This window comes from Myxococcus sp. AB056 (assembly GCF_006547365.1).
GTDB classification, from domain to species: Bacteria; Myxococcota; Myxococcia; order Myxococcales; family Myxococcaceae; genus Myxococcus; species Myxococcus virescens.
Genome location: NZ_VHLB01000046.1, coordinates 1 through 12,453, shown reverse-complemented (window position 1 = coordinate 12,453; position 12,453 = coordinate 1). Strand labels below are relative to the sequence as shown.

Below are 12,453 nucleotides of genomic sequence, written 5' to 3'. Positions count from 1 at the left end.
ATCAGGATGGGGGCAACTTCAGACCCTCTAGTTCTCCTTCACGCGCGACACCCAGTTCTCCAGGGTGCTGAGGCTGCATCCAGATTGGGCGTGCTCCTGGCTCATCCCCAGCGCATCGACAATCTGCGCGCAGCTGCAACCAGCGGTGTCCACGAGGGTAAAGCGGCGCTCCGGCTCGCCGTCGTTCGATGACAGCGTGTTGAAGGTGCCATCGCCGTCAGTATCGGCGAAGCGGTTCATGCCCGGCAGGGAGCTTGTGGACAGGGACTCGGGGAGCACGGTGCCCGCGCAGCGGTCCGCGCTATCGCAGACGCCGTCCTTGTCGGAATCGGTGCAGGTGTCGCGGCAGCAGAGCACACCGCCAAAGCGGGAGCCCGTCTTGATGGCCGTGTAGGCCTCGCAGAGGCCGTTGTCGTCAGCGGTCGTCGCGGCGTTACACGACCATGGCGAGCCTTCAAGCCCCGAGCACAGGTTCTCCGAGAACCGGTTGAGGGGGCCACACGTGGCCTCGGTTCCGAAGTTGCCGCAGCCGAAGAAGTCGTTCGACGTCCGGGCGGTCTGCAGGCAGCCAGGAGTGCAGCTGTCGGAGTCGCACTCCGGACCTGTCGAGGTTCCGTTGGCACAGACGCCGCAGCCATTGGTGCTCTGCCGGGTGGCGAAGAAGAGGGCCTGGTCTCCCGCCTTGGTGGCTCCCTTGCAACCGGTGGAGGACCGACTCATCACCTCGGCGTCGCTCGTGCAGACGTGCCACCCGCTCGCGCAGAGGTCGGCCACGTTGCAGCCGGCGCCACCCGGCTTCGGGCCATCGTCACCGCCCTTGCGGCCGCAGGCGGGGGTCAGGGTGTCGAAGGTCACGAGGCCCGGGCAGGCCGGAGCAATCCCCGGGTTGTCCGTGTGCAGGCCCGGAATCCGCCATGCACCGGCGCACCCCGCGATGTCAGGCCAGCGCGCGATGTCTTTGAATCCCTCACGCTGACGGTCCGCGCAGCCGGCTGCATCTGAGGGATGGGCAAAGCCTGGCGAGGCCGCCATCAGCAGCGAGCCGAAAATCAGACCGCAAGCCATCCGCATACTGTTGGGCTGATATTGGATTGCTCGATTGCGCTGCCACGCAGATGACCGGTATGCGCTCCCGGCCCCTTCTCGTCCCCGAGGCGGACCCACTCCGGCACACGGGAGAGGGGCCCCTGTCGACTGGGGGAATCCAGGGAGGGCTCGGACCCCGGTGATGGCGCCCATCGAATGCCCTGAAAACGCCACGCCCCGGCACTCCAAGGAAGGAGCACCGGGGCGGGCGTCACGTGGTCAGCGGCTCACTGCTCCGGCGAGATTTCGCGCACGGACAGCCACTTGAAGTCCACGTCGTTGGCGCTGTCCCAGCGGAACACCGCGATGGGGCCGCCCCAGGTAATCGGCATTGCGTTCACCGCGCCGCCGCAGTGGCTGGCGTCACCACCCCAGCTGCCCGAGTCCACCATGTCGTAGACCTTCTTCCAGGTCTTCTTGTCGGCGTTCTCGTTGAGGTACATCTCCAGGCGCACGGCTTCCTTTCCGTTGACCTTGGTGTTGCGCATCACCGACTTGAAGCCCACCCAGCGGCCGCGCAGCGCCGAGGTACCGGACTTGTACGACGCCTGGTTGTAGGAGACGTGCCACGTCTCCTTCTGCCAGCGCACGCGACCGTCATAGTGCAGCGAACCCTTGTAGCTGCTGCCCTCGCACCCCGAGTGGTTGTCGTTGTGCTTGCCGCCTCGCGCGTACCACGCGAAGTTGTCCGACACGTCGGACACCGAGTTGACCTTCACGAAGCCGGTCATCTCGATGTTCCGCCAGTCGTTCGCCGCCTGCATGTAGCCCCGGCTGGCCAGCACGTCGCGGTCGTAGGTCGGAATCTTGGACGCGCTGTAGCCCGTGGAGGTGAACACGGACATGCGCACCTTGCTGTTCTTCATCTTCCAGGAGCCGTCCGAGTTGCGCGTGATGGTGTTCTGCGGGTCGAAGCGCTTGTCGGACGTCGCGTTGTCCGCCAGGAACCACTGCTCGCCGCCCGACTTGGTCGGGTAGATCATCGTCACGCCGAACTTGTCCTGGCCCTGCTCGCCAGGCGGGTCGGTGGGCGGGGCCGAACCGGTACCGGGCTGCATTTCCGCGATGCTGGCCCAGGTGTTCATCGAGCTGCCGTTCACGGTGATACGCACGTAGCGTGTGCTCACCGGGGAGAACGAGTAACGCTCCAGCGCGGAGGTGGTGCCGGACGACCTGCCGGAGTGCACCTGCGCGAAGTTCGTGCCGTCCGTCGAGGTGGAGATGACGAAGTTGTTGACGCGCTCGTTGCCACGGTGCCAGCCGATGTCCACGGCGCCCAGCTGGGCCACGGTGCCCAGGTCGCCGGTAATCCATTGCCCCACGCCGTCGCTGGACCAGCGCGTGGCGGGGTCGCCGTCAATGGCGTTGGCGGGGACGTTGCCGTCATCTCCGCTGGCGGCGACGGAGGTGAAGCGCTCGGGAGGGACGCCGGGCGGGGTCGAGCCGGTGCCAGGCTGCATTTCCGCGATGCTGGCCCAGGTGTTCATCGAGCTGCCGTTCACGGTGATGCGCACGTAGCGTGTGTTCACCGCGGAGAACGAGTAGCGCTCCAGCTCGGCGGTGGTGCCGGATGACCTGCCGGAGTGCACCTGCGTGAAGTTCGTGCCGTCCGTGGAGGTGGAGATGACGAAGTTGTTGATGCGCTCGTTGCCACGGTGCCAGCCGATGTCCACGGCGCTCAACTGCGCCACGGTGCCCAGGTCGCCGGTAATCCATTGCCCCACGCCGTCGCTGGACCAGCGCGTGGCGGGGTCGCCGTCAATGGCGTTGGCGGGGACGTTGCCGTCATCTCCGCTGGCGACGACGGAGGTGAAGCGCTCGGGAGGGACGTCGGGCGGGTCGGTGGGCGGGGTCGAGCCGTCGGTGACGGCCGCCAGCTCCGCGATGCTGGCCCAGGTGTTCATCGTGCTGCCGTTCACGGTGATGCGCACGTAGCGTGCGTTCACCGCGGAGAACGAGTAACGCTCCGGCGCAGCGGTGGTGCCGGACGAGTTGCCGGAGTGCACCTGCGTGAAGTTCGTGCCGTCCGTCGAGGTGGAGATGACGAAGCGATTGACGCGCTCGTCGCCACGGTGCCAGGAGATGTCCACGGCGCTGAGCGATTTCACGGCGCCCAGGTCGCCGGTGAGCCATTCGCCCACGCCGTCGCTGGACCAGCGCGTGGTGGGGTCTCCGTCGATGGCGTTGGCGGGGACGTTGCCGTCATCCCCACTGGCCGTGACGGAAATGAATCCCTCGGCGGCTAGCGTGGGCGTCGCGAGCGCAAGGGCAGTCAGCGCGAGCACACGGGCAGGCTCGCGCAGGTGCAGCCATCCCCCCCGGGATGAGGTCCTGTGGTGTGGATTCAAGTTGATACCTCAGGTGAGACCATCAGGAGCCACGACTCACCGGGCGGACGATGCCGGACCGGCGCGCCGCGATCCCCCAGCGGCGCGTTGGCTTCCAGACCGCAGGCCCGCGCCCCGTCAGCGACCCACGCCCCGCGCTGGGCGCCTCGCTTCCGTCAGGACCGGCGGTGTTTACGACTCGGTAGCGGTGTTGCGGGCGCGAATACCCTTTCACTTGAAATGGTATTCCCATGGCCATTTCTCAAAGGGATATCGAACTCGCCCTGCAGACAGGCGTGCGGCAATCCCTCTCAGTTCCGCTGAAAATTCTCACCCTTGCTGCGGATGCGCCCTACCGCAGTGGCTGTGTTTCAATACAAAGCAGGAAAGGAGGCGAGGGTGGCGCTCCAGGCACCAGCGAGGCCGTTCCGCACTTCCAGCAGGCCAGCGCTTCGCGCCGTTGACTGCATCCTTGCTGCAAGACGCCCCGAGGCCCGAAAAGACGAAGGCCGGCGGTCCTGAGTTTCCTCAAGGACCACCGGCCTTTATCCGTGAGCGGCGGAAGGGATTCGAACCCTCGACCCCGAGCTTGGGAAGCTCGTGCTCTACCAACTGAGCTACCACCGCGGGCGAAGCAGGGCGCAAAGTACGGGCCGCCCCGTGGCTTGTCAACGGGAAGTGAGGCCGCTACTCCGACTCCTCGACGGTGAGCTGGTAGGAATCCTGGAAGTTGGACTCGCGGTTGCGCGCGTCCCGGACCTCGAAGAGGTAGACGCCCGGCTCGGCGCTGTAGCGGATGCTCTCCGGTTGGTCGCCCTTGGCCCGGTCGGCCGTCTGCACGAGCGAAAGCTTCCCGTCCGGCTGCACGCGGTGCAGGTACAGCCCCACGTCGACCTTCAAGATGCCCAGCAGCGTGGCCCGGATGGGCGTGCGCACCGGCCGGTCCGACAGGTCCAAGCGGAAGAAGTCGGTGTCCTTCACCGGATACACCGTGCCACGCACCGGCTGGCCCAGTGTCAGGTCCTGCGCCCGGTCCGCGGTGTTGTTGGGTTCACGCTCCTCGCTGCCGTTGTCCGGCACCGTGGTGACGGTGATGCGGTAGGGCTGCTCGGCGTTCTCGAAGTCCTTCACCCACTTGCCGTCCACCTTGCGCGACGCGCCCTCCACGCGGAAGTAGCAGGCGCCGTTGCAGGCGACGTTGTTGAGGCGCTCGGGCTCCTTGATGGCGCCGTCGTTGGCGCGCAGCAGCACCGTCTCCTTGCCGGACTCACCCTCCGGCGGTTCCACCATGGAGAGCACCAGGTCCAGCCGCTCCACGCCCGTCAGCTCCACCTTGGCCAGCACCGGCTCGGCCGTCTTCAGGACGAAGTGGTCCACGTCCCCCTTGGGCGCCAGGAAGCCCTCGCGGTAGCCCCCGGCCGTAATCGTCGTGGCCTTGTGGAGCTCGTCGTTCGGCTCCAGCTCCGCGCTGGCGCCGGCCTCCTCCTGCGACACGGTGAGCGTGTACGGCATGGTGGTGTTGAAGGTCCGGCGGGCCTCCTTGCCCGTGCCCACCCAGCTCGTCTTCACCACCACGTAGACGACCCGGTCCGTGGCGCGCACGCCGATGTTGCGCAGCGACAGTGTCTCGCCCTCCTTGCCGCGCAGCGTGAAGAGCGGCGCTTCCGCCGCGGACAGCACCGACAGCTCCGGCCGCACGCCGTCCACGCCCGTCAGCTCGATTTTCAGCGCCACCGAGGGCGGCTCGGGAGGCACCGCCGGTGTGCCCGCATCCAACGCGCGGGCGATGGCAGCGCCCACCGCCTCACTGCCCACGGGCGGCGGCTCGCTCCCCGCGAAGGTGCCTTCCTGAGTGGGGGAGGGGGGCTCGGCACGTCCGAAGCCGTCCCCATCGCCCTGGCCGGGCGACGTGCCCTCCGCGTCCGGGTTTCGAGGCGCGGCGCCTTCCTCCGCGTCGAAGCCGGTGCCGCCCAGGTCCTGCCGCTCGCCAGGGAGTCCATGTCCGTCCCGCGCGCCGGGATTTCCCATCCCCTGCCGGGCGGCCAGGTCCCCGCCCTCCGCGGTGTCCTGCCCAGAGGGCAGGGCCGTGCCACCCGTTCCGGGCTGCGTGCCACCCATCCCTTGCGGCGCGGCGCCAGCGCCCTGGGGCGGCGTGTTCTGCGAGGGCGAATCGCCGAAGGGCGAGGGGTTCTCCGGCGTCCCACCCTTGCCCGGCGCGGCGTCCCCCGCGTTCGACGGCTGCGTCGGGTCCGGCAGCTCGATGCGGTACCAGTCCTCGTCGCCGGCATGGCCCAGGAAGGCCGTCACCGTCTGGCCCAAGGTCAGGCTCACCGCGTCCACGGCGCGGTCATTGGGCTCGCGCTCCTCGCCGTCCTCGGGCGCGCGCATGCGGACCTCGAGCGTGTACGCGCCGCCCACACCCTTGCGGGTGGGCACCACGCGGATGAAGCGCTCGTTCTCCACGTAGAGGTTGGGGAACCGCTCCGGCTTGCCCTCACCCTCGCTGTTGATGCCGACCAGGCGGTTGCGGTCGCGGTCATACACCTCCAGGGTGATGTCCCCGCCGGGCAGGCCGGACACGGTGACGTCCGCGATGCGCGGCGCGCCGGGCGCCAGCCGGTACCAGTCCTCGTCCGCCTTGTTCGGCTGCGCGGTGAGCTCCGCGCTCACCGTGCTGTGGCGGGTGATGTCCAGGGCCTGGTCGGGCCGGTCGTTGGGCTCCTTCTCCGTGAGAGCGGCCGGTCCCGTCTCCACCGGACCCGCGTCCGGAGCTTCCGGCGCCTTGTCTTCCTTGCAGCCGGCCAGCATCAGCCCCAGCACACAGGCCCACCCCCAGCGTCTCATCACGGTCTCCTCCAGCACAGGCCGCCATCCTTCCCGTCGGGGACGGAGTGTCAAGCACCCCAACATCCGCGCTGGCGCTTTCATCCGCATCCACCCGGCCGCTCCGTGCGTGCTCGGACTGGAGCCGCGCTCGCGAGGCGATCAAAGATGCGGGGACATGCGACGCCTGCTCCTCGCCTCCCTCCTGTTCTCCACGGCGGCCTCCGCCGCACCCAATGTCCCGCCAGGCTACGTCCAGGCCTCCGACTGGCTCGACCGCACCAGCCAGCCGGAGCGCTATGGGCCCCTCAACGTGCTCGACGGCCGCGACTCCACCGCGTGGTGTGTCAGCGGAGACGCGCCCGCGTCCTTCACCTTCGGTTTCAAGGACATCGTCACCGTGGACGAGGTCCGCGTGTACACGGGCGACGGCTCGGACCGGGCCGCGTTCAAGGCCCGCGCGCGGGCGCGGAAGCTCACCCTGACCGGCATCAAGGAAGCACGTAGCGTCAGCGTGGAGGACAAGCGCGGGCTCCAGGTGGTGCCCCTCAAGCCCGGACTTCGGGGCGCCCGCTTCACGCTGGAAGTGTCGGAGCGCTTCCCGGGGGCCAAGGACGACGCGCCCGTGTGCGTCACCGACATCGTCTTCTACTCCGGCGGGAAGGCCCTCAATGGCACCTGGCTGGCGCCCAAGCTGCGCTACAACGGCCGGCTGGCGCCGCTGCTCGGCACCTGGTTCGGCGGCCTGAAGGGCGCACCGCACCGCTTCTTGTCCTTCTACCTGGACGGAACCTACAGCCTCACCGAGGAGCCCCTGGAGGGCGAGGTGTCCACGACAGTCAGCGGCGCCTACACGCTGTCCGGAGAGAAGCTGTCCCTGGACGTCCCCCCGCACGGGCGGGTGACGGTGCGCTTCCCGCGAGGGGACTCCGAGGGGACACGCTCGCCGGATGCATCACTGGCGTTCGACGGGCCCGTCGCCGAGGCCTGGGGTGAGGAGTTCCGCAGCCAGCGGTGAGCGGGCGGGCTGGCTGCCGCCCGCCCGGTTTCCCGGGGGGCGACGCACTGCGCCTACAGCGCGGCCATCTTCCGCTTCGCGCCAAAGTGGCGGAAGAACGCGATGATTTCCTCGACCGCGACCTTCACGTCGGTGGCGTCCTGGAATTCGGATTCCAGGAAGATGCCGCCGCAGGACTCGCAGGTGTCGTAATGCAGTGGATGCTGGCGGTCGCCACCGTCCACGCGGACGAGGTCGACCTGGCACTCGGGGCACTGACCGGTCAGTGCCTCCGCATCCACCTTGCCGCCCTGGCTCTCCAGCCCGGGGAGGTTGTTGTGGAGCAGGACCCGGTTGAGGTCCGCGACGTCAATCCAAAGGCCGCCGCAATCTCCACACTTTCGCAACGTCTGATCATCCCCCTCGAGATCGGACATCTCGACGTTGCAGCTGGGGCAATCCATGGGGCGGTTCCATTCTCCTGTTGGGGGGGAGTGGTGTTCTCCCCAGTCGATGGGAGAATGATAGGTCGCGCGAAATTTCGGATGCAACCCGCCTTGTGCCTTCTGTTGGCAACGCGCCGTCCCGTCGCCCCCCAGCCCCTCAGCCCTACGCCTTCTCGCGGCGGATGTCCGCACCCAGGGCGCTCAACTTGCGCTCCAGGCGCTCATAGCCCCGGTCCAGGTGGTAGACGCGGCTGACGTCGGTGCGGCCCTCTGCTCGCAGCCCGGCCAGGATGAGTGACGCACTCGCCCTCAGGTCCGTTGCCATGACGGGCGCGCCGCTCAGGCCCTTCACACCCTTCACCACCGCGGTGGGCCCCTGGATGGTGATGTCCGCGCCCAGCCGGTGCAGCTCCGGCACGTGCATGAAGCGGTTCTCGAAGATGTTCTCGCTGATGACGGACGTCCCCTGACTGACAGACATGAGGGCCATCAACTGGGCCTGCATGTCCGTGGGGAACCCCGGATGCTCCGTGGTGGTGATGTTCACCGCGTCCAGCCGCTGGGGCGCCTTGCAGCGCAGGCCGCTGCCCTCGGTGGTAATCGTGCACCCGGCCTCGCGCAGCTTCTCCACCAGCGCGTCCATGTGCTCGGGCACCACGCGCTTCACCAGCACGTCGCCGCCGGAGATGGCCGCCGCCACCAGCAGGGTGCCGGCCTCGATGCGGTCGGGGAGGATGGCGTGCTCCACCGGCTTCAGCCCGTCCACGCCCTCGATGGTGATGCTGGACGTGCCCGCGCCTTCGATGCGCGCCCCCATCTTGTTGAGCACCTTGGCCAGCTCCTCGACCTCGGGCTCGCGGGCGCAGTTCTCCATGAGGGTGCGGCCCTTGGCCAGCACCGCCGCCATCATCACGTTCTCCGTGCCGGTGACGGTGATGACGTCGAAGTTGACGGTGCCGCCCTTGAGCTGCTTCGCCGTGGCCTCCACGTAGCCTTCCGTGAGGTGGATGTCCGCGCCCAGCGCCTTCAGCCCCTTGAGGTGCTGGTCGATGGGCCGCGCGCCAATGGCGCACCCGCCCGGCATGGACACCCGCGCCCGGCCGAAGCGGGCGACCAGCGGCCCCAGCACCAGCACGCTGGCGCGCATCGTCTTCACCAGGTCGTATGGCGCCTCTGGGGTGATATGGCCGTTGACGCCCACCCGGCAGACATCCGTCGTCTCCTTGTCGCGCTCCGCGTCGCAGCCCATGGTGCGCAGCACCTTGAGCATGGTGGCGACATCCGCCAGGTCCGGCACGTTGCGGTAGGTGGAGGTGCCGTCGGCCAGCAGCGCCGAGGCGAGGATGGGCAGCGCCGCGTTCTTCGCGCCCGAGGCCTGCACTTCGCCGTGCAGCGCCTGGCCGCCCTTGATGACGATCTTGTCCATGGTTCCCTGCGTCTTCAGCCCTGTGGCTCGCTGGCCACGGGCTGTGTCCCAAATGCCATCCGTTCCCGCCGCTCCAGGTCCTTCTCCACCCGCGCGTCCGCGTAACCCGCGGCACGCAGGAGCTCCAGGACGGCGGGGCCCTGGTCCTCGCCAATCTCCAATGCAAGGAGGCCGCCAGGCTCCAACCACTGGCGCGCACCCGTCACCACCCGGCGCACCGCCACCAGCCCGTCCGGTCCGCCGTCGAGCGCCAGCTTCGGCTCGCGTCGCACCTCGGCGGACAGGCCGGGAATCTCCCCGGAGGCGATGTACGGCGGGTTGGAGACCACCACCTGGAAGCGCTCGCCCGCGGGCACCGGGGTGAAGAGGTCGCCCTGCAGCACCGTCACCCGGTCCGCCACGCCCAGCGCCTGGGCGTTCTCCCGCGCCAGCGCGCAGGCATCCGGAGACAGGTCGGTGGCGATGACGGTCGCCTGTGGCCGCTCGGCCGCGAGGCTGATGGCGATGCAGCCGGAGCCAGTGCACACGTCCAGCGCGCGGCCGGGCGCGTCCTTGGGAAGCATGCGCAGCGCCGCCTCCACCAACAGCTCCGTCTCCGGGCGCGGAATCAGCACCCGGGCGTCCACCTTGAAGGGGCGGTTGTAGAACTCACGCACCCCCGTCAGGTACTGCGTGGGCTCGCCCGCCATGCGCCGCTCGATGAGGGCACGGTAGGCGCCCAGCTCCTCCTTGGAGAGCGGGCGGTCCAGGTCCACGTACAGCCGGACGCGGCTGAGCTCGAGCACGTGCGACAGGAGGATTTCCGCGGTGAGCCGCGGCGCATCCACCTGTCGCTTCTCGAAGTGCTGCGTCGTCCAGGTGAGGACCCTGCGGATGGTCCAGGGCTCGCTGCTCATGCGGAGGGCTTCGGGCCGCCGGCCGTCTGCGCCTTGAGCGCTTCAGCCTGGTAGTAGGTCCGGCAGGCGGTGATGACGTCTTCCACGTCACCGGCCATGACGCCCGGCAGGTTGTGCACCGTGAGGCCGATGCGGTGGTCCGTCAGCCGGTCCTGCGGGAAGTTGTAGGTGCGAATCTTCTCGCTGCGGTCGCCGGTGCCCACCTGGGCGCGGCGCGCGGAGTCGCGCTCGTTGCGGATGCGCTCCTGCTCGATGTCGTAGAGCTTCGCCCGCAGCATGCGCATGGCCATGGTGCGGTTCTTCAGCTGGCTCTTCTCCTGCTGGCACTTCACCACGATGCCCGTCGGGTGGTGGATGAGGCGCACCGCGGAGTCCGTGGTGTTGACGCTCTGGCCGCCCGAGCCCGTGGAGCGCATCACCTGCATCTCGATGTCCGCCGGGTTCACCTGCACGTCCACGTCCTCCGCCTCCGGCATCACCGACACCGTGATGGTGGACGTGTGGATGCGGCCCTGCGTCTCCGTGGCCGGCACGCGCTGCACGCGGTGCACGCCGGACTCGTACTTCATGCTGCTGAACACGGCGTCACCGGACAGCGTCACCGTGGCGTCCTTCACGCCGCCGGCGTTGCCCGGGCTCATGTCCAGGATGTCCGCCTTCCAGCCCCGGCGGTCCGCGTAGCGGAGGTACATCTGCATGACCTCCTCGGCGAAGAGGGCGGCCTCGTCACCGCCCGCGCCCGCGCGGATTTCCAGGATGACGTTCTTCTCGTCATTCGGGTCCTTGGGCAGGAGGAGAATCTTGAGGCTGGCCTCCAGCTCGTCGCGCTGGTCCTTCAGTCCGGGCAGGGCCTCGCGCGCGAAGGCCTTCTCGTCGGCGTCGCTGCTGCCGAGCCAGGCTTCGACCTCGCTGAGGTCGGCGAGCACCTTGCGGTAGGACCGGAAGGCCTCGACCAGCTTCTCCAGGCCCGCGCGCTCCTTGGACACCTTCTGGAGCCTCGCCGAGTCGGCGAGCACGTCGGGGTTCGACAGGTCGGCGGTCAGGCGTTCGAACCGGCGTTCGACGTCTTCGAGTTTGTCAATCATCGTCGTTCCGGGGGGTATTGCCCCTTTGCACGGCCTCTGGCAAGGGCGGGCGGAGTCAAGAAATTCCTTGGACGCTTGGGCGGGAGCATGAAAAAAGGGCCGCCCTCACCGCGCTCAGCGGTCGGTTTCACATCACCTACACGGAGTCCTTCCACATGCCCGCCCAGAAGGGAAATCGTTCCAAGAAGAAGGTCGCCAACCGCGCCAAGGGCCGGAAGGCCCAGCTGAAGCGCCGCCGCAACCGCGCCAAGAAGGGCCAGTCCAACAACAAGGTCTAGTGTGTTGGCTACTCCCTCCCTCGGACTTCGGGGGAGGGAGGCGGACGGGCCCACGGTTCCAGTTCGGGCAGCATCCGCTCCACGCCTTCTGAAGACTCCGCCAGGAGCCGCAGCACTGCCTCCGCCGCCTCGCCCGTGACGGGCACCGGCTGGAAGGGCAGCTCCGGGAAGCGGTCGGTCCTCAAGGGCAGAATCTCGCTGGACAGGTAGCCGCCGTCGGGCCCGAAGTGGCCCTTCCACAGGGCGCCGCGCTTGTCGCGAGGGTTCCAGTTCCCCCCGAAGACGAAGTTCCCCAGCGAGTAGACGACCGGTCTGCCCTGGTACAGCTCCATGGCCTGGAGGACGTGCGGGTGGGCGCCCAGCACACCCGCGGCGCCCGCGTCGATGGCGGCGTGGGCCAGCCGGACCTGGTAGGGCTCCGGGGTGTAGGTGCCTTCGCGTCCCCAGTGGAAGTAGGGCAGGACGATGTCCGCCTGGGCCCGGGCCGCGGCGATGTCCTCCCGGAGCATCTGCTCCATGACGGCCTCGTCGGAGAAGTGGCCGGAGACCCCAGGGGTCGTCTCCGTGGCGTAGACCCCGGGCGGTTCGATGTTGCGCGTGCCCAGGAAGAAGTAGCCCAGCAGCGCCACCCGCTGGCCGCCCACGGTGACGATGGCCGGGCGCCGGGCCTCCGCCAGGTTCCGGCCCGCGCCGAAGTAGGGGATGCGCGCCGCGTCCAGGGTGTCCAGCGTGTCGAGCAGGCCCTGGGCGCCGTAGTCCATCAGGTGGTTGTTGGCCAGGCTCACCACGTCCACGCCGCCGGCGGTGAGGATGCCCACCAGCTCCGGCTTCGCGCGGAAGTTGAAGTTCTTGGGCAGCTTCTCGCCGCGCTCGGTGAAGGGGCACTCCAGGTTGACGACGAACAGGTCGGCGGCGTCCGTCAGGGGCTTCACCTCCTGGAACCCGTAGGCCAGCAGGGCGTCCCGGGGGCGGCCCTTGGCGGTCTCCGCGTCGTAGTGTGTCTGGTAGTTGTGGCCCAGCGTCACGTCGCCGCCCACGATGATGGACACGGAGCGGGCGGGGGGCTCGGCCTCTGGCACCCCGGGGGAA

Annotated in this window: 9 protein-coding genes, 1 tRNA gene and 2 pseudogenes; 2 read left to right on the top strand and 10 right to left on the bottom strand. The window is 68.7% G+C overall.

Translation table 11 applies throughout. The features are described 5' to 3' along the window. Nucleotides 1-27 precede the first annotated feature (27 nt). From FMP39_RS20500 to FMP39_RS20485, 5 genes and pseudogenes are all read right to left on the bottom strand, one after another. Nucleotides 28-855 (bottom strand): hypothetical protein, encoded by an 828-nt coding sequence (locus tag FMP39_RS20500; protein ID WP_141592014.1) that lies wholly within the window; start codon nt 853-855, stop codon nt 28-30. Nucleotides 856-1,313: 458 nt separating this feature from the next. Further along, nucleotides 1,314-2,483 (bottom strand): annotated as a pseudogene (locus tag FMP39_RS38695) (discoidin domain-containing protein); the annotation flags it as partial. 72 nt (nt 2,484-2,555) lie between these two features. Beyond that, nucleotides 2,556-3,371 (bottom strand): annotated as a pseudogene (locus FMP39_RS38690) (discoidin domain-containing protein); the annotation flags it as partial. A 596-nt stretch (nt 3,372-3,967) separates the two neighbouring features. Beyond that, nucleotides 3,968-4,040: transfer RNA gene (locus tag FMP39_RS20490), tRNA-Gly, on the bottom strand. A 60-nt stretch (nt 4,041-4,100) separates the two neighbouring features. Beyond that, nucleotides 4,101-6,257, bottom strand: a complete 2,157-nt coding sequence (locus FMP39_RS20485) for an ABC transporter substrate-binding protein (RefSeq protein ID WP_194858492.1) — start codon at nt 6,255-6,257, stop codon at nt 4,101-4,103. Between the two features lie 157 nt (nt 6,258-6,414). On the opposite strand from FMP39_RS20485, the gene FMP39_RS20480 reads away from it, so the two are divergent. Next, entirely contained in the window at nt 6,415-7,254 is an 840-nt protein-coding gene (locus FMP39_RS20480) for a discoidin domain-containing protein (RefSeq protein ID WP_228558168.1), read from the top strand. Between the two features lie 53 nt (nt 7,255-7,307). On the opposite strand, the gene FMP39_RS20475 is transcribed toward FMP39_RS20480, so the two are convergent. The 4 genes from FMP39_RS20475 to prfA all read right to left on the bottom strand — a co-directional run bounded on the left by FMP39_RS20475 (nt 7,308) and on the right by prfA (nt 11,086). Beyond that, on the bottom strand, nt 7,308-7,697 hold the full coding sequence (locus tag FMP39_RS20475) for a zf-TFIIB domain-containing protein (RefSeq protein WP_011554891.1): 390 nt from the start codon (nt 7,695-7,697) through the stop codon (nt 7,308-7,310). 145 nt (nt 7,698-7,842) lie between these two features. Next, complete coding sequence (murA, locus tag FMP39_RS20470) at nt 7,843-9,105, bottom strand: UDP-N-acetylglucosamine 1-carboxyvinyltransferase (protein ID WP_141592010.1); 1,263 nt, start codon at nt 9,103-9,105, stop codon at nt 7,843-7,845. Between the two features lie 14 nt (nt 9,106-9,119). Further along, nucleotides 9,120-10,001, bottom strand: coding sequence for a peptide chain release factor N(5)-glutamine methyltransferase (gene prmC, locus FMP39_RS20465; protein ID WP_141592009.1), 882 nt, complete (start codon nt 9,999-10,001; stop codon nt 9,120-9,122). Beyond that, nucleotides 9,998-11,086: a peptide chain release factor 1 gene (prfA, locus tag FMP39_RS20460; protein WP_141592008.1), complete on the bottom strand. Its 1,089-nt coding sequence runs from the start codon at nt 11,084-11,086 to the stop codon at nt 9,998-10,000. The genes prmC and prfA overlap by 4 nt, the downstream gene beginning before the upstream one ends. A 155-nt stretch (nt 11,087-11,241) precedes the next feature. On the opposite strand from prfA, the gene FMP39_RS38465 reads away from it, so the two are divergent. Next, the gene (locus FMP39_RS38465) at nt 11,242-11,364 is read left to right on the top strand and encodes a hypothetical protein (RefSeq protein ID WP_002637587.1); all 123 of its coding nucleotides are present in this window, start codon (nt 11,242-11,244) and stop codon (nt 11,362-11,364) included. Nucleotides 11,365-11,372: 8 nt separating this feature from the next. Here the strand turns inward: FMP39_RS38465 and FMP39_RS20455 are convergent. Next, on the bottom strand, nt 11,373-12,453 hold a 1,081-nt coding region (locus FMP39_RS20455; RefSeq protein WP_141592007.1), incomplete at its 5' end, for a CapA family protein.

Excerpts from the sequence above, each read along its gene's own strand:
- FMP39_RS20485 (WP_194858492.1), bottom strand. The coding sequence starts at position 6,257 with ATGAGACGCTGGGGGTGGGCCTGTGTGCTGGGGCTGATGCTGGCCGGC.
- FMP39_RS20480 (WP_228558168.1), top strand. The coding sequence starts at position 6,415 with ATGCGACGCCTGCTCCTCGCCTCCCTCCTGTTCTCCACGGCGGCCTCC.
- FMP39_RS20475 (WP_011554891.1), bottom strand. The coding sequence starts at position 7,697 with ATGGATTGCCCCAGCTGCAACGTCGAGATGTCCGATCTCGAGGGGGAT.
- murA (WP_141592010.1), bottom strand. The coding sequence starts at position 9,105 with ATGGACAAGATCGTCATCAAGGGCGGCCAGGCGCTGCACGGCGAAGTG.
- prmC (WP_141592009.1), bottom strand. The coding sequence starts at position 10,001 with ATGAGCAGCGAGCCCTGGACCATCCGCAGGGTCCTCACCTGGACGACG.
- prfA (WP_141592008.1), bottom strand. The coding sequence starts at position 11,086 with ATGATTGACAAACTCGAAGACGTCGAACGCCGGTTCGAACGCCTGACC.
- FMP39_RS38465 (WP_002637587.1), top strand. The coding sequence starts at position 11,242 with ATGCCCGCCCAGAAGGGAAATCGTTCCAAGAAGAAGGTCGCCAACCGC.